Annotated in this window: 23 protein-coding genes and 2 pseudogenes; 4 read left to right on the top strand and 21 right to left on the bottom strand. The window is 58.2% G+C overall.

The window, feature by feature from the left end; all coding sequences use genetic code 11:
• Positions 1-133: 133 nt before the first annotated feature.
• From ACWGXF_RS21620 to ACWGXF_RS21570, 11 genes are all read right to left on the bottom strand, one after another.
• On the bottom strand, positions 134-328 hold the full coding sequence (locus ACWGXF_RS21620; RefSeq protein ID WP_452102484.1) for a hypothetical protein: 195 nt from the start codon (positions 326-328) through the stop codon (positions 134-136).
• A 209-nt stretch (positions 329-537) separates the two neighbouring features.
• Complete coding sequence (locus ACWGXF_RS21615; RefSeq protein ID WP_452102483.1) at positions 538-1,674, bottom strand: zonular occludens toxin domain-containing protein; 1,137 nt, start codon at positions 1,672-1,674, stop codon at positions 538-540.
• A 1-nt stretch (position 1,675) separates the two neighbouring features.
• The gene (locus ACWGXF_RS21610) at positions 1,676-1,972 is read right to left on the bottom strand and encodes a DUF2523 domain-containing protein (protein WP_332293685.1); all 297 of its coding nucleotides are present in this window, start codon (positions 1,970-1,972) and stop codon (positions 1,676-1,678) included.
• 3 nt (positions 1,973-1,975) lie between these two features.
• A complete protein-coding gene (locus tag ACWGXF_RS21605; RefSeq protein ID WP_452102482.1) occupies positions 1,976-3,427 on the bottom strand; it encodes a hypothetical protein in 1,452 nt (483 codons plus the stop codon).
• A gap of 123 nt (positions 3,428-3,550) precedes the next feature.
• Positions 3,551-3,763 (bottom strand): major capsid protein, encoded by a 213-nt coding sequence (locus ACWGXF_RS21600; RefSeq protein ID WP_332293681.1) that lies wholly within the window; start codon positions 3,761-3,763, stop codon positions 3,551-3,553.
• Positions 3,764-3,768: 5 nt separating this feature from the next.
• Positions 3,769-3,984, bottom strand: a complete 216-nt coding sequence (locus ACWGXF_RS21595; protein WP_452102481.1) for a hypothetical protein — start codon at positions 3,982-3,984, stop codon at positions 3,769-3,771.
• Positions 3,974-4,120, bottom strand: a complete 147-nt coding sequence (locus ACWGXF_RS21590) for a hypothetical protein (protein ID WP_452102480.1) — start codon at positions 4,118-4,120, stop codon at positions 3,974-3,976. Before ACWGXF_RS21590 ends, ACWGXF_RS21595 begins: the two co-directional genes overlap by 11 nt.
• Before the next feature lie 74 nt (positions 4,121-4,194).
• A complete protein-coding gene (locus ACWGXF_RS21585) occupies positions 4,195-4,530 on the bottom strand; it encodes a hypothetical protein (protein WP_452102479.1) in 336 nt (111 codons plus the stop codon).
• 12 nt (positions 4,531-4,542) lie between these two features.
• On the bottom strand, positions 4,543-5,715 hold the full coding sequence (locus ACWGXF_RS21580) for a replication initiation factor domain-containing protein (RefSeq protein WP_452102478.1): 1,173 nt from the start codon (positions 5,713-5,715) through the stop codon (positions 4,543-4,545).
• A 142-nt stretch (positions 5,716-5,857) separates the two neighbouring features.
• Entirely contained in the window at positions 5,858-6,100 is a 243-nt protein-coding gene (locus ACWGXF_RS21575; protein ID WP_452102477.1) for a hypothetical protein, read from the bottom strand.
• Positions 6,097-6,318: a hypothetical protein gene (locus ACWGXF_RS21570; protein ID WP_452102476.1), complete on the bottom strand. Its 222-nt coding sequence runs from the start codon at positions 6,316-6,318 to the stop codon at positions 6,097-6,099. The genes ACWGXF_RS21575 and ACWGXF_RS21570 overlap by 4 nt, the downstream gene beginning before the upstream one ends.
• Before the next feature lie 65 nt (positions 6,319-6,383).
• Here ACWGXF_RS21570 and ACWGXF_RS21565 point away from each other — a divergent pair, with 65 nt between their 5' ends.
• Complete coding sequence (locus ACWGXF_RS21565) at positions 6,384-6,761, top strand: YdaS family helix-turn-helix protein (protein ID WP_452102475.1); 378 nt, start codon at positions 6,384-6,386, stop codon at positions 6,759-6,761.
• Between the two features lie 117 nt (positions 6,762-6,878).
• Here the strand turns inward: ACWGXF_RS21565 and ACWGXF_RS21560 are convergent.
• The 3 genes and pseudogenes from ACWGXF_RS21560 to ACWGXF_RS21550 form a co-directional block, all read right to left on the bottom strand.
• Positions 6,879-7,139: pseudogene (locus ACWGXF_RS21560) on the bottom strand (tripartite tricarboxylate transporter substrate-binding protein); the annotation flags it as partial.
• Positions 7,140-7,172: 33 nt separating this feature from the next.
• The gene (locus ACWGXF_RS21555) at positions 7,173-10,139 is read right to left on the bottom strand and encodes a Tn3 family transposase (protein ID WP_001138070.1); all 2,967 of its coding nucleotides are present in this window, start codon (positions 10,137-10,139) and stop codon (positions 7,173-7,175) included.
• 2 nt (positions 10,140-10,141) lie between these two features.
• Positions 10,142-10,702, bottom strand: coding sequence for a recombinase family protein (locus tag ACWGXF_RS21550; RefSeq protein WP_003124096.1), 561 nt, complete (start codon positions 10,700-10,702; stop codon positions 10,142-10,144).
• A 413-nt stretch (positions 10,703-11,115) separates the two neighbouring features.
• Between ACWGXF_RS21550 and ACWGXF_RS21545 the strand changes: the two genes are divergently transcribed.
• From ACWGXF_RS21545 to ACWGXF_RS21535, 3 genes are read left to right on the top strand one after another with little or no spacing between them, the layout of a single operon-like run.
• Positions 11,116-12,594: a SulP family inorganic anion transporter gene (locus ACWGXF_RS21545; RefSeq protein ID WP_011518938.1), complete on the top strand. Its 1,479-nt coding sequence runs from the start codon at positions 11,116-11,118 to the stop codon at positions 12,592-12,594.
• A 14-nt stretch (positions 12,595-12,608) separates the two neighbouring features.
• A complete protein-coding gene (locus tag ACWGXF_RS21540) occupies positions 12,609-13,472 on the top strand; it encodes a universal stress protein (protein WP_011518937.1) in 864 nt (287 codons plus the stop codon).
• Positions 13,473-13,488: 16 nt separating this feature from the next.
• The gene (locus tag ACWGXF_RS21535) at positions 13,489-13,824 is read left to right on the top strand and encodes a TraR/DksA family transcriptional regulator (RefSeq protein WP_011518936.1); all 336 of its coding nucleotides are present in this window, start codon (positions 13,489-13,491) and stop codon (positions 13,822-13,824) included.
• Positions 13,825-13,897: 73 nt separating this feature from the next.
• On the opposite strand, the pseudogene ACWGXF_RS21530 reads toward ACWGXF_RS21535, so the two are convergent.
• The 7 genes and pseudogenes from ACWGXF_RS21530 to ACWGXF_RS21500 all read right to left on the bottom strand — a co-directional run.
• Positions 13,898-14,278: pseudogene (locus tag ACWGXF_RS21530) on the bottom strand (MFS transporter); the annotation flags it as partial.
• 9 nt (positions 14,279-14,287) lie between these two features.
• Positions 14,288-15,004 carry an arsenical resistance protein ArsH gene (gene arsH / locus ACWGXF_RS21525; protein WP_087083397.1) on the bottom strand — a complete coding sequence of 239 codons (717 nt, stop codon included), beginning with the start codon at positions 15,002-15,004 and terminating at the stop codon, positions 14,288-14,290.
• Positions 14,991-15,422, bottom strand: coding sequence for an arsenate reductase (glutaredoxin) (gene arsC, locus ACWGXF_RS21520; protein WP_087083399.1), 432 nt, complete (start codon positions 15,420-15,422; stop codon positions 14,991-14,993). The genes arsH and arsC overlap by 14 nt, the downstream gene beginning before the upstream one ends.
• 25 nt (positions 15,423-15,447) lie before the next feature.
• On the bottom strand, positions 15,448-16,737 hold the full coding sequence (locus ACWGXF_RS21515) for an arsenic transporter (RefSeq protein WP_087083401.1): 1,290 nt from the start codon (positions 16,735-16,737) through the stop codon (positions 15,448-15,450).
• A gap of 122 nt (positions 16,738-16,859) precedes the next feature.
• Complete coding sequence (locus tag ACWGXF_RS21510) at positions 16,860-17,366, bottom strand: arsenate reductase ArsC (RefSeq protein ID WP_034366674.1); 507 nt, start codon at positions 17,364-17,366, stop codon at positions 16,860-16,862.
• A 46-nt stretch (positions 17,367-17,412) separates the two neighbouring features.
• Positions 17,413-17,736, bottom strand: a complete 324-nt coding sequence (locus tag ACWGXF_RS21505; RefSeq protein ID WP_012839066.1) for an ArsR/SmtB family transcription factor — start codon at positions 17,734-17,736, stop codon at positions 17,413-17,415.
• Between the two features lie 123 nt (positions 17,737-17,859).
• A complete protein-coding gene (locus tag ACWGXF_RS21500; RefSeq protein ID WP_087083403.1) occupies positions 17,860-20,325 on the bottom strand; it encodes a heavy metal translocating P-type ATPase in 2,466 nt (821 codons plus the stop codon).
• Between the last annotated feature and the right edge of the window lie 297 nt (positions 20,326-20,622).

The following is a 20,622-nucleotide window of genomic DNA, read 5'->3' as shown; positions in this document are numbered from 1 at the left end:
GAAAATTTGAGCAGTGCGCGCTGTGTCAGCAGCCTTTTACGCAAACGGTGTGCGATGCGATTAAACATAATATACATCGTATCTATCAGAAAGCTCTTCAGCTTTTATCGCGCCTGGATAAGCAGCCACTCATCTATCTGGCATAACGATAGACAACCGCACAGATCAACACGACCGCAATGGTCGTGAAAAACTTCTCTACGAAGGTCAGATCACGCGGTGGCTTTGGCGGCCTGTACTGCTCGGCACGCACCTCATTCAAATCCTTACCTGCATTCGTCTTTTTGTTGTAGCGATCACGCCAGTAATCACGATCCATCTGCCCCATAGACCCATCTCCTTTGGGCGGATCATAGGACAGAGCGCCTACGGCGGTTGTTTTCAGGACACGGAGCGAAGGCCCGATCTTTGCCAGTAGCGCGCCACGCGAACCAGTGCAACGCCTTGCGAGCGGTGCCGCGATCGCGTGATTCATTTTTCGGCCGGCCTTGCCTGATTAACGGGTGAACATCAGGGGCGCGGCCCCCGATACCCCCATCATTGGAATACTGAGCGGACTTGGGCGTTACGAGCCGCCAAGCCTTGCGTGTAAGAGTCCTGAGACATTGGAGCTGGACGCTCTTTAGGCTCGGGCATAGGAACGGTCTGAGGCACTGGCGCCGACTGAGCCATGATTGCCGGTTTCTCTTGCCGCTGCAGTGGCATATCGGCGTTGGGCCTTTTGAAGTCAACAAAGAAACCGCGCTTGACGATCAGCATGCATGTGGCTTCATCCATCGTCATCAATGTGGCCTGCTGGGTGTAGCACCGGCACTCATCACGCATCGTCACGCATGCAGCCGGATAGGGCACCTCAACAGGCTGCGCGACCTGGTCATATGCCGGAGCTGTGTGAGGGAATCCGGCGATGCGTGCAGTACGACTTTGCACGTACTCATAAGGCGTCACCACACGCGTTTTGGCGGCATCTGTAGCGCCCACTGCACCCGGCTTTGCCGCAGCCGTTTCCGCAGCTTGTGGCGCGCCCTTGGTGACGTTTTTATAGACGCCCGTGATGGCCAGATAGCCCATGATCGGCACGAGCACGACCGTGGCCAGGACCGTCCATACGGCACGCGGAATTTTCTTCTTACCGGTATGCAGACTGGCGCTCTTGTACCAGCCGTAGACCTCTTTGGGGAAGCCCACCATGGTGACCGTGCCGGACTTGCCACTGCCGCTTTTTTCGCAGTTCGGATTGACGGCTTCCCATTCGATGCAGCTCACCAAGTCAGCACCGAACGTGCGCTTCAGGTGACGATGCCAGCCCGGAGAGCCCACCAGTCGCCGCACGAAGTTATCGAGGTTCTGAGGGTGTTGCGTGACCAGGTAGAAATCCATGCCGCGCCTGCGATGCTCAGCGAGCATTCGGACTTCCTCAGGAACCGCCGCGCCACTGCTGCGCACGGGCAAATCGTTATGACACTCATCGATCAAGAAGATCGTGCCGTCCGGCTCTTTTTGCCAGTCCTTGAAGTCAATTTTTTTCCAGCTCGACAACTCACCACCGGACACCGGCTCAAACCGCCCGTTATGGCACACAGGCCGGTTTTCCTTGAGGCTGCGCTCTCGTACCCACTTAAGCGTATTAAGAGTCTTCCCAGCGCCGTTTGCGCCCGTAATCAGGTGCAGCATGTCACACCCTCCTCAGACGCTTAACGACGCCGCCAAGACCCGACAAACCCATGCGAACAGCAACCGCCGACGCAATGATGCTGATGCAAACACCGACCTTCATGTAACCGAGCATCGCAACCAAATCAGGCGGCAGGCCCATCAGAGCAGCAATCGCATCAGCCTTGAGCTTGCCCAGAACCGTGTCGACACCCGTGTAGCTAACAACCGTCAAGCCCAAAGCAATCAGCACCCGACCAACCAATGACCCGGCAACATTCAATAAACCACCGAGCAGAGACGCGATGATCACTGGCATTTTTTAGTCCTCCTTTGACGGTCCTGAAACGATGCGGAAGGCAGCCAGTGAACACACTGCGACGAGCACCCAACCGAGATAACCAAGCGACGGGCAGATGTTGCTAAATGGCAAAGTGACGCTAGATCTCCAAACCTGCACGCTTAGGTCTGCAATGCAGCGCCCACCTCCTAAAACGTCCTCAGAGCTGAGCTTCCCTGCAACGTCCACCTCAGTGTTTCCGGGGAGGTCTTTGGTGACGTCACGGTTTGAGCCTTTAGCGACCTCAGAGTCATAAAGCCGGGACTCAGTAGTCTTGTCATCAAACATCTGGCAATTACGCTTGTGCTGATCTTTGGCAATCGCGCATTGCAGCGCATCGCCCTCACACGTAAAGCCAGCAGAGCAGCTACCGCCAAACTTACCCTCTTGCTCCTCGTCACCCTTGCACTGCTTCGCATTAGCGTTTGCCTTGCAGTAGTCCTCTCTGCTCTCGGTTTTGGTCGTGGTAGACGAGCTGGAGGTGTTGTTATTCGTGGTGGTCGTGGTGGTCTTTTCCGTGGTGCAGACATTGCCCTTGCAGGTGGTCTTTTCCGTGACCTTGTCGGTACTGCCGTCCTCATTTTTCTTGATAGTGTCTTTGCTGGTTTCGATGACGTTTCCGCCCTTGTCTTTGACACAGACCTCACCACCCAGATAGGACACCGTTCCCATGAATCCACCTTCGCACTCAGGTGGATCTAGGCACAAGCTATGAGTACCTTTGGAGTCGGTGTAAGAGCCCTTTTGTTCGCACTTTTCTTCGACCGTCGAGCCGGGGTCTTGTGCCGGCTCCAGCGTGCATGCCTTGCCGCCAACGCCGCCCTTGTACATGGAGAACGCGCCACCGCTTTGAATAGAGCCATCAGGCATGGTGGTCAAGCTTGTGCGGTCAAAGACGACGAGACAGCCGCTTGTTGCGCTCTCATGGGGCCAGCACATTTCGCCCGAAGGAACCACACCATTCATGGTCTTGGTGTCGCGAATAGTTCCTAGGCCCTGACCAATACCGAAGCCGGCCATTGCAAAGTCCGTTGCGCACTTCATGTCAGGGTCTTGCTTAGAGACGCACTGATTGCCTTTCTCGACAAAGTCAGACTTGCAGGTACAAGTGCTACCGCTCTGAGTAGCATTAGCGGGGCATGACTCCGAAGTACCCCTAAAAGCCTGAGTTTGAGAACTGCCACCGTCAGACAAACAGTCGAAACCCCAGCCGTATTCAGGTCCCACATGGAATGGGCGACCCTGAACCTGCATACCCGTTGCATCACACACTTCTTTCGGCGTGGCAAACACTTTTCCCGGAAACCATGGATGCGTAAAAACGGTTTGAACAGACGCAGGGAAACTAGCCCGGGCATACCCAGAAAGCAGGGTTAGGAAGAACAGCAACAGCGCAGGAAGCACTCTGCGAGTCAGGCTGTAAAGATTAGCCATGCGGCCCCCAGCATTGCGATGATGACGAACAGGCCCATGTAACCCCCTCAGCTTTTTCAAAGCACCACCGTTGACGCTTTGAGAAAGCCCCGCAGCCGGCCGGTCTGCGGAGTTAGCCCCCGATCAGGACAGCGCGGAACGCACCCAGCGGAAGGCCTTCACCCCCACATAGATCAGCAGCACAGCAGCACCGATCAGGCCGATGGGCGCAGCTTGCGCACCGATGTCAGTCACGACACCGGCCACATCCACAGCAGCAGCATTAGCAGCCGATGCGGCAGCAACAGCACCTGCAGCAACAGCAGCACGCAGGGCAAGGGTCTTGGAAGTACGCATAGGAATTACTCCTGGTTAGGTTGATTTCCGTCGGTATCTCTGAGCGTTTGAATGAGCACACGAAAGGCCCACCCAGCAGCCCAGACCAGCAGGACGGCACCGCTGATTGCTGCGCCTTCCTCCGTGGTCAGGTTGAGCACGGGGAAGACAAATTCATGCTGCACGGTGATCGTGCAGGCTTGAGAACACTGAATGACTTGCTCAGCCATTTCAGTAGTCATTTGCAGTTCCAAGGCGGTCGAGGTCGACCACCTGCGGAAAGTCTTCTGGCTCGCAGTACTCACCGACGAGCTGAGCGATGCGCTCCATGTCATCAGTGACGCCACCGCCCGCTTGTTGCAGCAGGGAAACCCACATGGGTTCCCCTCCATCAGGATCGGCCGCCAAAAAGCGCCCGGTAGCTGCCGACTGAATGACAAAGCGCGGCATGGTTAGGAAGCGGCTGCAGCCGTCTTGTTTGCAGGGGCAGCCTGGATGCCCAGCAGAGTGAGCTTCACGTCAGTACCGGAACCAGCAACGACGTCAAATTCGCAGTTGCACAAGACTGGCTTACCTGCAGCAAAGTGCGCTTTCAGATGCATCCACTTTTGAATTTCTGTGGAGTCACCGAACTTGAAAGGACGAGTCACCAAACCGATGGTTTCGCCTGTGGACTTTTGGCCCAGGTCAACAGACAGATGGAACTTGGTGGAATCAAAGGCCGTGCCTTCAAAGGTGCCCTTGCTGGATTCGATACCAAACAACAGGGCTTGAGATTGCATCTTCATGGGAGCCGCTCCTTAGTGGGCTAGTCCGATCGAACGGACTTTGGGTTGAAAAACTTGGGTATGCAGCGACGCACATGCGGCACTGATTTCTGAGTCGGAAAACTTGGCTAGACGCCCCGGCTTTTTGCGGCCTGTCGCAACCTCTTTGAGGTCGTCGTAGTCGCAGAACTCAACCAGCAGTGCAAGCGATGCACCGGCGGTATTGGTGAACCAGCGCAGAGCGCGCGTGACCTCGGCCTTGACTGTCTGGACGGCCTGTTTCGAGCGCACCTTGACGCCCTCGCCCTCGGCATATTTGCCGTGCTCTGCCAGCATCTTTTGATGCCAGTCGGAAGCTCCTGCAAAGAAGTCATCAGCACGACGGAGCATGTCGACCGGCAGGTCGCGCAGCTTGTTGCCGTAGCGCAGTTCCACACGTTCCCAGTGCGTTGCATCCAGTTCGCCGAAGAGCTGGACGCCCTTCTCGTAGACATTGGTTTGCTTGCCCGCTTCCTTGCTACCGAAGTAGAAGGAGCGACCGCGACCGCCATCGACCCAGGGGCCGACGGTGTTGGCTTTGGGCCTGCGACCGTTCACATCCATCAGGCCGGCATGCCAGTCATCACGAATGCGCTCTAGACCGCCCCGGATGCCGTCGAAGAAGTCGAGGGCGTAGTCGATGCGGGTGATCTTTCCGTTGACCTCTTCAATGAGGTTTGCCATGCGGTGGCGCCAGTCACCACGAGCGAAGGTGCATGCAGAGCCGTAGACATTGGCGTGAATGGTCTTGGCTTGGGCCTGCTGGCGTGGGCTTTCGCCCGAGGCCAGGAAGCCCACCCATGCGCATTCCGCGTCATTGCGAACAATCGACCACCGGAAGCGGTAGAAGTCATGGCCCTTTTTGACTTCGGGTTCGATGCTGAAATCTGGGCCGAGGGCCTTGCAGACCTTTTGTGCCAGGGCATGCGCTTGAGCGCTTGCCGCGAAGTCCTGATCTGGCATGTCGCGCAGGATGCGCAATAGCTTCATGCGTCGATATTGCTCAATGTCCAACTCAGCGATGCTGCGCGGGTTCAGGAGCGAGTCCTGCACTGGCGTTGGGAACAGCACTTCCAGCGTGGGAATAGGTGCGTGTTTGAGGTCGGTCGTGAAGCGCAGCCAGTCGATATGCACAAAGCCAGAGGACTTTGTGCGCTCAGCCTGCAAACGCAGCTTGACCTCATTGCCATCCAGAACCAGAGAGGGACGTGTCATACCTTGATCCCTCCAACACAATCAACGACGAACAGGTAAAGCAGGCCGACGACGTAGATTCCGAGAACCGACAGCAAAAGAATTTGTGGGGAGGTCATGCGCCCACTCCCTTGGCAACGATCTCCCCGTGATTACCAACGGGGAGGGTTTGGGACGCGCCCAGCGCGGCGCTTGCGGCTTGCGCCGCACCCGCCGCGCTGGCCGCTACAGAACGCTGACGCGCTTGCAGCACGAGGCGCACGTTTTGCCGAGTCAGGAAGTCAGCAATAGACATCCACTGCGCTTGATTGCGGTACTGCATGCCCTCACCGGGCTTTCCTTCATAGACGGAAATCATTTGCAGACCCCCAGCAGCTTTGTGACGTTCAGGCCCAGGGCCGCAACATTCAAGATGACAGCAACGACCTGGACAAACAGCAGCTCAAGGGCATAGCGTTGAGCAAAGGCGTGCAATTTGGTGCCCCCAGCGCCGACACGACCGGGAGCGGCCAGGCTATCGGCGGTGCCATGCTTGGCGCTAGGGACGTTTTCTGGATAATCTGGGGAAGTTGACATTTGGCCGCTCCAAAGTGTTAGAAATGTTTCTAACTCGGCCGGAGTTTGTTAGAAAGGTTTCTAATATGCATTTAGCACAAACACTTATTGACAGAGCAGTCAATGTGTGCGGGTCTGCTGCTGAACTCGCAAGAAGGCTAGAAATCTACCCTGCTGACGTAACAAATCTGAAAAAAGGAAAGCGACCACTGTCACCAGAGGTCGCTGCTGAAATAGCCGAAATAGCTGGAATGGATGCACGTCAAGCTGCCATTGACGCGATCATTGAAAGAAACGCAGCAAACCGAAAGGGGGCGCTGCTGGCAGACATTCTGGGAAAGGGCCAAGCCGTTGGCGCGGCGGCGATGTTGGGTATTTCCTACAACGGAGATTCAACAATCGATACGGCAACAATCAAAAACGATAGCGCAGTCGTTAAAAAACGTATACATCGCATCTACTAAGGAAGAGGTTCGGACTGAGGCGTCACGACCGTGATACCCGCCTCCAGCTTGCTCAGAACTTCCGTGCCATGTACCGAAGCCTCGGCCAGGATGTTGAGCTGTCGCACTGCCTCTGCTTTATTCAGGGGTAATGCCTGCAGCCTTGATGACCTGTCCCCACTTGGTGGTTTCGGCGGCTTGGAATTTTGCCAACTCCGAGGCTGAGGTGGTCCAGGCTTCGGAGCCGGACATATTGAAGAAGGACTTTGCTGCAGCGCTGTTCACGGCTTTGGCCAGCAATTGGTTGAGTCTGCCCGCCACAGGTGCTGGTGTATTGGCAGGTGTGTAAGCGGCAAACCAGTAGCCCATGTCATAGCCTTTGACACCGGCTTCCGAGATGGGGTCGCCTCAGAAAACGGAAAATAAAGCACGCTAAGCCGGTTGCAGCGGTCGTAGCGGCCTGAACTTGCCCGCGCCGATCTTGGCGCTGCTGCGCCAGAGGTAATCGCCGGTGAGGTTGATGTGCTCCCAACCGAGCGGCGACAGGTACTGCAACAGCGCGTCATCAACGGCATGGCCGTTGCCACGCAGCGCGTGCGCAGCCCGTTCCAGATAGACCGTGTTCCACAACACGACGGCAGCCGTTACCAGATTGAGGCCGCTAGCCCGGTAGCGCTGCTGCTCGAAACTGCGGTCGCGGATTTCACCCAGGCGGTTGAAAAACACTGCCCTGGCCAGCGCATTGCGCGCCTCGCCCTTGTTCAGGCCGGCATGCACGCGGCGGCGCAGTTCCACGCTTTGCAGCCAGTCCAGGATGAACAGCGTGCGCTCGATGCGGCCCAGCTCGCGGAGCGCCACGGCCAGGCCGTTCTGGCGTGGGTAGCTGCCGAGCTTTCGGAGCATCAGGGAGGCCGTCACCGTGCCCTGCTTGATCGAGGTGGCCAGCCGCAGGATTTCGTCCCAATGGGCGCGGACGTGCTTGATGTTGAGCGTGCCGCCGATCATGGGTTTCAGCGCGTCATAGGCGGCGTCGCCCTTCGGGATGTAGAGCTTGGTGTCGCCCAGGTCGCGGATGCGCGGCGCGAAGCGGAAGCCCAGGAGGTGCATCAGGGCGAAGACGTGATCGGTGAAGCCCGCCGTGTCGGTGTAATGCTCCTCGATCCGCAAGTCGGACTCGTGGTACAGCAGGCCGTCGAGCACGTAGGTCGAATCGCGCACGCCGACGTTCACGACCTTGGTGTGAAATGGCGCGTACTGGTCAGAAATGTGGGTGTAGAACGTCCGCCCTGGGCTGCTCCCGTATTTCGGGTTGATGTGGCCGGTGCTCTCGGCCTTGCTGCCGGTGCGGAAGTTCTGGCCGTCCGACGATGAGGTGGTGCCGTCGCCCCAGTGCTCGGCGAAGGGATGGCGGAACTGTGCGTTGACCAGATCGGCCAGCGCCGCCCCGTAGGTTTCGTCGCGGATGTGCCAGGCTTGCAGCCAAGCCAGCTTGGCGTAGGTCGTGCCGGGGCAAGACTCCGCCATCTTGGTCAGGCCCAGGTTGATCGCGTCGGCGAGGATCGTGGTCAGCAACAGGTTCTTGTCTTTGGCCGGGTCGCCCGATTTCAGATGCGCGAAATGCCGAGTGAAGCCCGTCCATTCGTCCACCTCCAGCAGCAGTTCGGTGATCTTGACGTGCGGCAGGATCATTGCCGTCTGGTCGATCAGCGCTTGGGCGGTGTCGGGTACCGCCGCGTCGAGCGGCGTGATCTTCAAGCCTGACTCGGTGATGATGGCGTCCGGCAGCTCGTTGGCCGTCGCCATACGGTTGACGGTGGCAAGCTGTGTTTCCAGCAGCGTCAGCCGGTCGTTCAGGTACCGGTTGCAGTCGGTGGCCACGGCCAGCGGCAATTCGCTGGCCTGCTTGAGGCTGGCGAATTTCGCGGGCGGCACCAGGTAGTCCTCGAAGTCCTTGAACTGGCGCGACCCCTGCACCCAGATGTCGCCGGAACGCAACGCGTTCTTCATCTCCGACAGCGCGCACAGTTCGTAGTAGCGCCGGTCGATGCCGGTGTCGGTCATGACCAGCTTCTGCCAGCGCGGCTTGATGAACTCGGTCGGCGCGTCGGCGGGCACCTTGCGGGCGTTGTCGCTGTTCATGCCGCGCAGCACCTCGATGGCGTCGAGCACGTCCTTCGCGGCGGGAGCGGCCCGCAGCTTGAGCACGGCAAGGAATTCCGGCGCGTAGCGGCGCAGCGTGGCGTAGCTTTCGCCGATGCGGTGCAGGAAATCGAAGTCCTCGGGCTGCGCAAGCTTCTGCGCTTCGGTGACGCTCTCGGCGAAGGCATCCCAGGACATGACGGCCTCGATGGCGGCGAACGGATCGCGGCCCGCCTGCTTGGCCTCGATCAGCGCCTGGCCGATGCGGCCGAACAGCCGCACCTTGGCGTTGATCGCCTTGCCGGACGCCTGGAATTGCTGCTGATGCTTGTTCTTGGCGGCGTTGAACAGCTTGCCCAGGATGCGGTCGTGCAGGTCGATGATTTCGTCGGTGACGGTGGCCATGCCCTCGATGGCAAGCGCCACCAGGGTGGCATAGCGTCGCTGCGCCTCGAACTTGGCCAGGTCGGCGGGCGTCATCTGGCCACCCTCACGGGCGATCTTGAGCAGGCGGTTCTGGTGCACCGACCGCTCGATGCCAGAAGGCAGGTCGAGCGCCTGCCACGCTTTGAGGCGTTCGATGTGTTCCAGCATGTGCCGCGAATTCGGTTTGACGGGCGATTGGCGCAGCCAGGCCAGCCAGGTCGTTTTGCCGTTGTCCCGACGCTTGAGCAGATCGTCGAGGCGGCGGCGATGCGCGTCCGACAGCGGTTCGGCCAAGGCATCGTAGATGCGCCGGTTGGCGCGGGTGATTGCTTCGGCGCTCGCCCGCTCGACGGCGTTGAGGGCAGGCAGAATGACCGACTGCTGCCGCAGGTGCTCGATCAAGGTGCTGGCCAGCACGATGCCCTTGTCGGTCTGCAAGGCCATCTCGGTCAGCAACTGGACGGCCTGCCGGTAGTGGCCCATGGTAAAGGGCTGGAAGCCGAACACCGTTTGCAGTTCGACCAGGTGCTCGCGCCGGGTCTGCTCCCGCTGCCCGTATTCGTCCCAGCTTTCGACGCTGACCTTGAGCTGGTCGGCGACCAGTTTCAACAAGGGCGGAAACGGCGGCTCATCGACGCCCAGGATGACACCAGGAAAGCGCAGGTAACAGAGCTGCACGGCGAAGCCCAGCCGGTTGGCCGGGCCGCGCCGCTGCCGGATGATGGAGAGGTCGGTTTCGCTGAACGTGTAGTGACGGATCAACTCATCCTTGGTGTCCGGCAACGCCAGCAGGCTTTCGCGCTCGGCGGCGGACAGGATTGAACGACGTGGCATATTTACTGATCCGTTCTCAAGTATTGATACAGGGTTTCGCGACTGATTCCGAATTCACGAGCCAGCTTGGTCTTTTGCTCGCCAGCCTCGACACGTTGGCGCAGTTCGGCAATACGCTCAGACGACAGGGATTTCTTCCTGCCACGGTAGGCCCCGCGCTGCTTGGCGAGCGCGATGCCCTCGCGCTGCCGCTCGCGGATCAAGGCGCGTTCGAACTCGGCGAACGCGCCCATTACCGACAGCATCAGGTTCGCCATCGGTGAGTCCTCGCCGGTGAAGGTCAAATGCTCCTTAAGGAACTCGATGCGTACGCCGCGCTGGGTGAGGCCCTGCACCAGGCGGCGCAGGTCGTCGAGGTTGCGCGCCAGACGATCCATGCTGTGCACCACGACCGTGTCGCCTTCGCGCACGAAGGCGAGCAGCCGTTCCAGTTCGGGCCGCCGTGTGTCCTTGCCCGACGCCTTGTCGGTGAACACTTTATCCACCTGGATCTGTTCGAGCTGCCGTTCTGGGTTCTGGTCGAAGCTGCTGACGCGGACGTAACCGATGCGCTGACCGTGCAAGGTATCCTCCTGAGGGAAATGTGTCAGGAAGAAATCTATGACCCTTGACGGCGTATGTCAATCAATTCGGAAGGCAACTCTATTCTGACGATTTAGCGCCGGATGGTCTGACGCCAAGTTAGGGTATAGCTCAGACTGACATTATTATTGTTGCGCCGCCGCAAAGAAGGTAAAATGCCTTTTCCCAAAGAATCAGCAAGCCAACTATCGGAGTTCCTACCCGTGTAAGCCTCTTTCTCGCTGCGAGCCAGCTTCAATACACACCACGCTCGCACGAGGCTGCACGTCCGATTCACTGCGTCTTGCTGGCCCTGGATTACTCGGGGTTCGTTCTCTATTCCGCTGGCCGGGAAGACGCGCTTGCGTTCGCCCCAACTGCCACCACTGGCTGGCAACCACAACGGAATAGAAGAATGATGAAATCCTTACGCCAGGACTGGCTTTCCAATGTCCGAAACGACTTACTAGCGGGCATCGTCGTCGCGCTAGCGCTCATCCCCGAGGCAATCGCCTTCTCGATCATTGCGGGCGTTGATCCGAAGGTCGGTCTTTACGCCTCATTCAGCATTGCCGCGATCATTGCCTTTGCCGGTGGTCGCCCTGGCATGGTGTCTGCGGCCACAGGTGCAATGGCGCTGCTGATGGTGACCTTGGTCAAAGACCACGGCCTGCAATATCTGCTGGCTGCCACCGTGTTGACCGGCGTACTGCAAATTCTCGCGGGGTGGCTCAAGCTGGGCGCATTGATGCGCTTTGTCTCTCGCTCGGTCATCACCGGCTTCGTCAATGCGCTGGCCATCCTGATCTTCATGGCGCAGTTGCCCGAGCTGACCAATGTGACGTGGCACGTTTATGCCATGACGGCGGCAGGTCTCGGCATCATCTACGGCTTTCCCTACATCACCAAGGCCGTGCCGTCGCCGCTGGTTGCCATCGTCGTGTTGACCGGAGTGGCGATCTTCCTCGGCCTCGACATTCGCACTGTGGGCGACATGGGCAAACTGCCTGACAGTCTGCCGGTGTTCCTGCTGCCTGATGTGCCGCTGAACCTCGAAACGCTCAAGATCATCTTCCCTGTCTCGGCCACCTTGGCGGTCGTCGGCTTGCTGGAATCCATGATGACGGCTTCCATCGTCGATGACCTGACCGACTCCAACAGCAACAAGAACCGCGAATGCGTGGGTCAAGGTGTGGCAAACATTGCTACCGGCTTCCTCGGCGGCATGGCAGGTTGCGCCATGATTGGCCAGTCGGTCATCAACGTAAAATCCGGCGGTCGTGGCCGACTCTCCACGCTGGCCGCTGGCGTGTTTCTGCTGCTGATGGTGGTGTTTATCGGTGACTGGGTGGCCCGCATTCCGATGGCCGCACTGGTCGCGGTGATGATCATGGTGTCTATCGGCACCTTCAACTGGGCCTCGATCCGCAATCTGCGCGAGCACCCAAAAAGTTCCAGCATGGTGATGCTGGCCACCGTGGTAGTGACGGTTGGCACCCACGACTTGGCCAAGGGCGTGCTAATCGGAGTGCTGCTGTCGGGCTTCTTCTTCGCCCACAAGGTGGGCCAGATTCTGCGCGTCACCTCTCGCACCGAGGACGAAGGCCGCGTGCGCACCTACACCATTACCGGCCAAGTGTTCTTTGCCTCGGCGGATCGCTTCATCAATACCTTCGACTACAAGGAAGTCATCGAGAAAGTGCGCATTGACGTAAGTCGCGCCCACTTCTGGGACATCACCGCTGTTAGCGCCTTAGACAAGGTGGTCATCAAGTTCCGCCGTGAAGCCACCGAGGTCGAAGTCATCGGCTTGAACGAGGCCAGCGCCACAATGGTGGACAAGTTCGCCGTGCATGACAAAGACGGTGCCGAAGACATGCTGATGGGCCACTGAGAGGAAACAGGATCATGAAGAACGAAAACAAAGTGCTGGCCTGCGTGGATCAATCCCACTTCGCCGATTACGTGGCCGACTACGCCGCATGGGCCGCTCGCCGAATGGACGCGCCGCTGGAGTTTCTGCACGTCATCGACCGCCACCCCGAGCAGGGATCGGGCGAAGATCACAGCGGTGCCATCGGCATTGACGCCCAGGAAAATCTGCTGACCAAGCTCACCGCCGAAGACGAGGCCCGCACCAAGAATGCTCGCGAGCAAGGCCGCATCTTCCTGAACCGACTGCGCGAACGGGCCACCGCTGCCGGTGCCGCGCTGGTCGATGTTCGCCAGCGGCACGGCGAACTTGAAGCAACGCTGGCCGAACAGGAAGACGGCGTGCGCCTGCTGATACTCGGACGCCGTGGCGAAGCCGCAGAAGCCACACAGCGCGACTTGGGCCGCAATGTGGAGCGGGTGGTACGTTCGCTGCACAAACCGATCCTGACCGTGACCGAAGGCTTCAAAGAGCCGCAGCGCGTGATGATCGCCTTCGACGGCGGTGTCGTGACCCGGCGTGGCGTCGAAATGGTCGCTGGCAGCCCGCTGTTCCGAGGTTTGCCTATCATCCTGCTGATGTCGGGGAAGAAAAGCCAGGATGCACCCAAGCAGCTTGATTGGGCCAAGACCACCTTGGAATCGGCTGGCTTCGACGTCACCGCCTCACTGATCCCCGGCGATGCGGAAAGCATCATCGCCAAGACGGTCAAGGAGCAGTCCATCGACATGCTCATCATGGGCGCATTCGGTCACTCGCCGCTGCGCACTTTGATGTTCGGCAGCAAGACCGCTGACCTGCTGCGTTCCTCGACCATCCCCACGCTTCTACTGCGATAGCGAAGGAGTCGCCTCAATGGACATGGAACAGTTCCGCGCTCGACTGCTGATCGAGCAAAGGGAAACCGTTGAGGCAATCCAGCAGGCTCAACAGTCCGCCGCGCCGGTCGAGCTGGATCAATCCTGTGTCGGTAGGGTGTCGCGTATCGACGCCCTCCAACAACAGGCTCTTGCCCAAGGATTGCGGGAGCGGCTGACCATTCGCAAGCGCAAGGTCGAAGCTGCGCTGGCCCGCCTCGACTCTGGCACCTATGGGCTGTGCTGCGCCTGTCACAGTGATTTGGAGCCGGAACTGTTGAACGCCGATCCTGCTGTTGTGTTCTGCCAGGAATGCGCGACAGCGCGTCAATGACAAAGCCGTATTGATGCCCAACGGCGGAGCCGTTTTGCCTTAACGTGCTTTATTTTCCGTTTTCTGAGGCGACCCCATACAGGTGCACCACACTGGTAAACGCGGCTTCGTAGAGGCCGCTGCCCATCGCCACGCCCATGAACGCCCACGCCACGAAGATATGCAGTGTCTGCGTGGCCTGGCTCAACATCAGCAAGCCACAGGCAAAAACCAGATTGCTGGCGAGAAGCACCGACCTTCCGCCAAAGCGATCAATCAGTCGGCCCGCGATGGGGCCTACCGCCGCAGCCACCAGCAAGGCTGCCGAGAAAGCGCCGAACACCAGAGAGTACGAGGTGCTTGTCGACTGACTGATTGGCCTGGCCAGCACCGCGAGCAAGTAGTACGACGAGGCCCAGGACAGGGTCTGGGCAATCCCGAGCATGACTGTGACTTGCGTGCGGCTCAGTGCCATCTGTATCGTTTAAATGCTGCGTTGGTTGACCCGTTTGGACAGTTCTTCGGCACTTTCACGGCGCTCGCTGTAGCGATCCACCAGGTAGTCCGAACAGTCTCGCGTCAGCAGCGTGAACTTGACCAACTCTTCCATCACGTCCACCACCCGTTCGTAATACGAAGAGGGCTTCATCCGGCCAGTCTCGTCGAACTCGGAAAATGCCTTGGCAACGGACGACTGATTCGGGACGGTGATCATGCGCATCCAGCGACCCAGCACCCGCATCTGGTTGACCGCATTGAAGGACTGCGAACCACCCGAGACTTGCATCACCGCCAATGTCTTGCCTTGCGTCGGTCGCACGGCACCAGCGGACAAAGGAATCCAGTCTATCTGCGCTTTGAGGATGCTGCTCATGGCACCATGACGCTCTGGAGAGGTCCAGACCATCCCCTCGGCCCACACAGCCAGCTCACGCAGTTGCTTGACCTTCGGGTGATCGTCGGGGGCACCATCGGGCTGCGGCAGGCCACGCGGATCGAAGATCCTGGTCTCGGCACCCATCTTGCGCAGCAGGCGCGCCGCCTCTTCGGTCAGCAGTCGGCTGTAGGAACGGTCACGAACCGAGCCATACAGCAGCAGAATGCGAGGCGCATGCGTCGCGCGCTGTGCGGGTAAAAGGCCTTCCAGGCTGGGCTTTTCAAAGACTTGTTCGTCGAGGTTCGGTAGATCAGAGATTGCCAATTCGATTTCCTTTCGAGTCAATGACGGCTTCCCCGTCTTCTTTGGAGAATGCGGCCTGCTGAGGCTTTGACAGGATGTCCAGCACGGCCTCCGAGGGACGGCACAAGCGGGTTCCCAGAGGGGTGACCACTATCGGGCGATTGATCAGGATGGGGTGCTGGAGCATGAAGTCAATCAATTGCTCGTCCGTCCATTTGGGCGCACCCAAGCCAAGCTCGTCATACGGCGTACCTTTTTGGCGCAACAGATCGCGCGCTGGCATGCCCATGGCCTGGATCAGGCCCGCCAGCGTGGCGCGATCAGGAGGCGTCTTGAGGTATTCAATGACCGTGGGCTCTTCCCCGCTGTTGCAGATCAGGGCCAGAACATTGCGAGAGGTACCGCAAGCAGGGTTGTGGTAGATCGTGATGTCGCTCATAGCGCTAGATTTCCGTTGCAAAGATTCAAGACGCCACGCTGAGCCGCAAGGCCAGCGCTGCAAGTGCGATGAGCAGCACGGGCATGGTCAGCACCGCACCGACTTTGAAGTAGTAGCCCCAGCCAATGGTTGCGCCTTTCTTGGCGAGCACATGCAGCCAGAGGAGCGTGGCCAGGCTGCCAATCGGCGTGATCTTGGGGCCGAGATCGCAGCCAATCACATTGGCGTAGACCATGGCTTCCTTGACCGTCCCGCTGGCCGTGGATGCGTCGATGGACAAAGCTCCGATCAAGACCGTGGGCATGTTGTTCATGATGGAAGACAGCACCGCAGACAGCACGCCTGTGCCCAGTGAAGCGGTCCACACGCCACCGGCTGCAAACTGCTTCAGCAACATGGCGATGTAATCCGTAAGCCCCGCGTTGCGCAGCCCATAGACCACCAGGTACATACCCAGCGAGAACACCACAATCTGCCATGGAGCGCCATGAAGCACCTTCCTGGTGCTGATGACATGGCCACGCGCAGCCACCGCCAACAAGATCGCAGCTCCCACGGCGGCCACGGCACTGACAGGGACGCCCAGGGGCTCCAGCGCGAAGAAGCCGACCAGCAGCAAGACCAGCACGACCCAGCCGGCCTGGAAGGTGGCCACATCCTTGATCGCAGCCGAGGGCTGTTTGAGCTGGGCCACGTCGTAGGTGGCAGGAATATCGCGTCGGAAAAACAGCAGCAGCACACCGAGGCTGGCCAGGACCGAGGCGATGTTGACCGGCACCATCACCGATGCGTAGTCGTTGAAGCCTATCTTGAAAAAGTCGGCGGAAACGATATTCACCAAATTGGAGACGATCAGCGGCAGACTCGCGGTGTCGGCAATAAACCCGGCGGCCATGACAAATGCCAGCGTTGCTGCCGGAGAAAAGCCCAGCGCCACCAGCATGGCCATCACGATGGGCGTGAGAATCAGGGCTGCTCCGTCATTGGCGAACAGGGCCGAAACGGCGGCCCCCAGCAGCACGATGAAAGCAAACAGCTTGACTCCACTGCCACCACCCCAGCGGGCAAAGTGCAATGCAGCCCATTCGAAGAAACCGGCCTCATCCAGCAAAAGGCTGATGATGATGACGGCGACAAAGGTCGCCGTGGCATTCCAGACGATATGCCAGACCACCGGAATATCAGCCAAGTGCACGACTCCCATCAGCAGCGCGATACCGGCCCCAATCGAAGCGCTCCAACCAATACCAAGGCCGCGTGGCTGCCAGATAACCAGCGCCAGGGTGAAGATGAAAATAAGGATGGCCGTCAACATGACGTATAGGTCCTAGAAAAGCTATGAGTCGGCATCAGTGCCGCCCACAGCGTGCGGACGTCAGTGAAGCCTGGTGCTGCAATCCAGACTTTGGAGCTGGATCGCAATGGCAGTAACGGGATTCAGTGCGAAGAGAGTTCACGCGCCGTGGACTGCAGCACAGCCTGCTCCAGCTTTTGCGCCGGCAGGTTCACCAATAGCTCCAGGCGACGACGAATCATGTGCATCGTCTGCCGGAAGGCTTCCAGCTTTGCATCGTCAGAGGCATCGCCTTCCGAGGGGTCCGGGTAGCCCCAATGCGCTGTGGCGGGGTGACCAGGCCAAAACGGACAGACTTCACCAGCGGCGTTGTCGCACACGGTGATGATCAGATCCATATGCGGCGCGCCAGACACCGCAAACTCGTCCCAGCTCTTGCTGCGCAAACCATCTACCGAGACACCGGCCTTTTGCAGCACTTGCAGCCCCAGCGGATTGGGTTGCTGATTCTCTCGGGGGCTGCTGCCCGCCGAATAGGCCTTAAAACGGCCTTGACCCATATCGTTGAGCAAGGCCTCGGCCAAGATGCTGCGTGCCGAGTTGTGAGTGCACAGGAACAGGACGTTCAGGGGAGCTTTGTTGTCAGACATGGTTTTGGCAGCAGGACTTGGGTGTGGGAAAAGCTTGCAGCGACGTCTAGCACTGGCATGGCATAGCGGCGTCATCGGTACAAACCGCGCCCTGGCAGCAGTTCTCGGTGAGATATGCCAACAGATCGTTCATCACGGGGAAGGCCGCGCGATAGAGCACGTTTCGGCCCTGCCGTTCCTGGCTGACCAGGTCGGCATGAAAAAGCTCTTTCAAATGAAAGGACAGTGCATTCGGCGCGATGCCTAGCTGCTCAGCTAATGCACTAGGTGTCAGGCCTTCAGGTCCGGCCACAACAAGGGCGCGAAATACGCGCAATCGGGCCTCGTGAGCCAGAGCGGAGAGTGAGCGAATGACGTTTGCTTCTTGCATGAGTTGATAATACATCAATTATTGAATTAATGTATAGAGCTATGAGCAAAGTCGACCCCTCCATAAATGCAGCTTATGGCGAAAGGGGCCGAATCAGTGATTTCGTAGACACTGGTCGCTAATTCAGTTGAGGCGATTCGACTTACTCAACCGCAGCGCGTTGAAGATCACAGATGCTGAACTTAAGCTCATTGCTAACGCTGCGATCATTGGCGAAAGAAGCCACCCAGTGAACGGGTACAGAACTCCCGCAGCAATCGGCACACCAATTCCGTTGTATATAAAGGCAAATAGTAAGTTCTGCCGCATGTTGCGCACTGTGTCAGTTGAGATTTCACGCGACTGGGCAATGCCACGCAAATCACCCTTGACCAGCGTGATCTGACCGCTGTTCATTGCTACGTCGGTCCCGGTTCCCATGGCCACACCTACATCAGCTTTTGCCAAGGCCGGCGCATCGTTGATCCCATCACCAGCCATGGCAACCACATGGCCTTCACTTTGCAATCGCTCCACGAGAGCTAGCTTGTCGGCGGGCTTGACTTCGCCATGGACTTCATCAATTCCAAGCTTGGCACCAACAGCCTTGGCTGTGGTAAGACCATCTCCGGTTGCCATGACAATTCGCAAGCCGCTTGCATGAAGCGTTTGAATGGCATCCAAAGTGCTAGCTTTGATAGGGTCTGTTACTGCCAGGATGCCTGCGAACTTCCCATCAGCCGCTAAATGCATGATGCTTGCACCCTCTCCTCGCAGGCGTTCTCCGTCCGCTTGCAAGGAAGATACAGAAACGCCTTCTTGAGCCATCAGTGTGGTGTTGCCTAATGCCAAGCGCCGCCCCTCAACGGTTCCACGTACACCAATACCGCTGGCGGAATCGAAGTCCACAGGTTTAGCGAGTTGCAAGCCTTGTTCACGTGCAGCTCGGACGATGGCATCCGCAAGCGGATGCTCGCTCCCCTGATCCAAGCTAGCGGCAAGCCTCAAAACTTCGTCAGCGGTGAAATCTGGAGCAGGAATCGCTTTATCGAATGCAGGCCGACCTTCTGTCAGGGTGCCCGTTTTATCTACGATGAGCGTATCCACTTCACGCATTTTTTCGATGGCGCCTGCGTCACGGAACAAAACGCCTTGCTCTGCAGCGCGCCCTGTGGCCACCATTACTGACATGGGTGTGGCCAAACCTAGCGCGCATGGGCAGGCGATGATGAGTACCGCGACGGCATTGATCAACCCAAACACCCAACTGGGCTCTGGGCCAAAAATTCCCCAGACGAAGAAGGTCACTACAGCAACTAGCACGACAACCAGAACGAACTTTCCAGCCACTACGTCGGCCATTCGCTGCATCGGTGCCTTAGACCGTTGGGCCGATGCAACCATCTGAACTATCTGGGAGAGCATGGTGGCAGTGCCCACCTTTTCTGACCTCATGACCAGAGCTCCACTCGTATTGAGTGTGGCGCCGATCAGTTTGTCGTCAACGCGCTTTGTCACAGGTATTGGCTCGCCCGTGAGCATCGATTCATCAACGGCGCTTTGACCTTCCGTGACAATGCCATCCACGGGTACTTTCTCGCCTGGACGTACGCGCAGCAGGTCTCCGACATGCACGTGGCTGAGGGGAACATCTTCCTCACTGCCATCTGCATTGATACGCCTTGCCGTCTTAGGAGCTAGGCTAAGCAATGATTTGATAGCGGCCGAGGTCTGAGAGCGAGCCTTCAGCTCAATGATCTGCCCCAACATGGTCAAAGAAATGATGACCACCGCTGCCTCGAAATAAACAGCTACACGGCCCATGGATACGAACGAGTCGGGAAACACACCAGGTGCCAGCGTCGCTACGAGGCTGTAGACAAAGGCGGCTCCCGATCCCAAGCTGATCAACGTCCACATGTTCGGACTGCGGTGGATGATTGACTGCCAGCCTCGAACAAAAAAGGGCCAGCCCGTCCATAGCACCACGGGCAGGGAAAGAGTCAACTCGACCCATGTTTGGGTCTGCATAGTGAACCAGCCGAACTTGTGTCCGAACATGGCCAGAGTGGTAACAATCAGGGTGAGTGGTAGCGTCCACCAGAATCGCCGTTGGAAGTCTTGCAACTCACTGTTGTCCTCTTCTCCAACCGGGATCAGTGGCTCCAGAGTCATTCCGCATTTAGGGCAGTTTCCGGGATGATCTTGCCGGACCTCCGGATGCATCGGGCAGGTATAGATCGTTCCGGCGGGAACCACGCCCGAGTCATCAAACGATTTCTGATCTGAATGACTTGCAGCCACATGAGCATGTTCGTGCGAGCTGAGCAACTGGGCCTCAGGCACTAAATGCATTTGGCATTTAGGACAACGCCCCGGATGATCTTGATGGACTTCAGGATGCATTGGGCATACATAGACTGAGCCCTCTACTGCGTGATCCGCCTGCCCGCTACTCGATATGAATTGCGCAGGGGCATGAGCAAATTTTTGCTGGCAATCGGCACTACAGAAGCGATAGGTCCGTCCCTCGTGAACTATCTGATGAGGCGACTGTAGAGAGACAGTCATGCCGCAAACAGGATCCTTCAAAGGCTCAGCCTCAGTCATGGTGTTTTCCAACTCAACTGACTCTGAAGAAGATCGATGCTGATGATGATGCATGCCGATGGCCCTTCACGATGTTGGATCGATTCTTGGCCCTTACACCATGTGAATGTCAAGCCAGAATCTGCTCGAAAAACAACTCTATCCACCTATTCTGAGATAGCGCAATCAGAGTTCGCTGCTTGTGGCCATCTCAATTTAAGAAATAGTTCTTTGTTGAGATGGCCTTTGTCTGACTACATGACGCGGACGCCATCCAAGCATGAATCGACGGAAGCGTTTTACCCTTCCTATCAGTGT

The sequence above is a fragment of the Comamonas sp. HJ-2 genome (assembly GCF_053615495.1).
Note: the sequence above shows the minus strand (reverse complement) of the source record. Positions and strands in the feature narration are given on the sequence as shown.

Bases quoted from the DNA above. Each gene is read 5' to 3' on its own strand.
- ACWGXF_RS21540 (WP_011518937.1), top strand. From the start codon at position 12,609: ATGAAGAACGAAAACAAAGTGCTGGCCTGCGTGGATCAATCCCACTTC.
- ACWGXF_RS21505 (WP_012839066.1), bottom strand. From the start codon at position 17,736: ATGCAAGAAGCAAACGTCATTCGCTCACTCTCCGCTCTGGCTCACGAG.
- ACWGXF_RS21535 (WP_011518936.1), top strand. From the start codon at position 13,489: ATGGACATGGAACAGTTCCGCGCTCGACTGCTGATCGAGCAAAGGGAA.
- ACWGXF_RS21565 (WP_452102475.1), top strand. From the start codon at position 6,384: ATGCATTTAGCACAAACACTTATTGACAGAGCAGTCAATGTGTGCGGG.
- ACWGXF_RS21500 (WP_087083403.1), bottom strand. From the start codon at position 20,325: ATGACTGAGGCTGAGCCTTTGAAGGATCCTGTTTGCGGCATGACTGTC.
- ACWGXF_RS21570 (WP_452102476.1), bottom strand. From the start codon at position 6,318: ATGTCAACTTCCCCAGATTATCCAGAAAACGTCCCTAGCGCCAAGCAT.
- ACWGXF_RS21610 (WP_332293685.1), bottom strand. From the start codon at position 1,972: ATGCCAGTGATCATCGCGTCTCTGCTCGGTGGTTTATTGAATGTTGCC.
- ACWGXF_RS21555 (WP_001138070.1), bottom strand. From the start codon at position 10,139: ATGCCACGTCGTTCAATCCTGTCCGCCGCCGAGCGCGAAAGCCTGCTG.
- ACWGXF_RS21575 (WP_452102477.1), bottom strand. From the start codon at position 6,100: ATGATTTCCGTCTATGAAGGAAAGCCCGGTGAGGGCATGCAGTACCGC.
- ACWGXF_RS21515 (WP_087083401.1), bottom strand. From the start codon at position 16,737: ATGTTGACGGCCATCCTTATTTTCATCTTCACCCTGGCGCTGGTTATC.
- ACWGXF_RS21590 (WP_452102480.1), bottom strand. From the start codon at position 4,120: ATGTGGGTTTCCCTGCTGCAACAAGCGGGCGGTGGCGTCACTGATGAC.
- ACWGXF_RS21615 (WP_452102483.1), bottom strand. From the start codon at position 1,674: ATGCTGCACCTGATTACGGGCGCAAACGGCGCTGGGAAGACTCTTAAT.
- ACWGXF_RS21585 (WP_452102479.1), bottom strand. From the start codon at position 4,530: ATGAAGATGCAATCTCAAGCCCTGTTGTTTGGTATCGAATCCAGCAAG.
- arsC (WP_087083399.1), bottom strand. From the start codon at position 15,422: ATGAGCGACATCACGATCTACCACAACCCTGCTTGCGGTACCTCTCGC.
- ACWGXF_RS21620 (WP_452102484.1), bottom strand. From the start codon at position 328: ATGGGGCAGATGGATCGTGATTACTGGCGTGATCGCTACAACAAAAAG.
- ACWGXF_RS21600 (WP_332293681.1), bottom strand. From the start codon at position 3,763: ATGCGTACTTCCAAGACCCTTGCCCTGCGTGCTGCTGTTGCTGCAGGT.
- ACWGXF_RS21545 (WP_011518938.1), top strand. From the start codon at position 11,116: ATGATGAAATCCTTACGCCAGGACTGGCTTTCCAATGTCCGAAACGAC.
- ACWGXF_RS21595 (WP_452102481.1), bottom strand. From the start codon at position 3,984: ATGACTACTGAAATGGCTGAGCAAGTCATTCAGTGTTCTCAAGCCTGC.
- ACWGXF_RS21605 (WP_452102482.1), bottom strand. From the start codon at position 3,427: ATGGCTAATCTTTACAGCCTGACTCGCAGAGTGCTTCCTGCGCTGTTG.
- ACWGXF_RS21510 (WP_034366674.1), bottom strand. From the start codon at position 17,366: ATGTCTGACAACAAAGCTCCCCTGAACGTCCTGTTCCTGTGCACTCAC.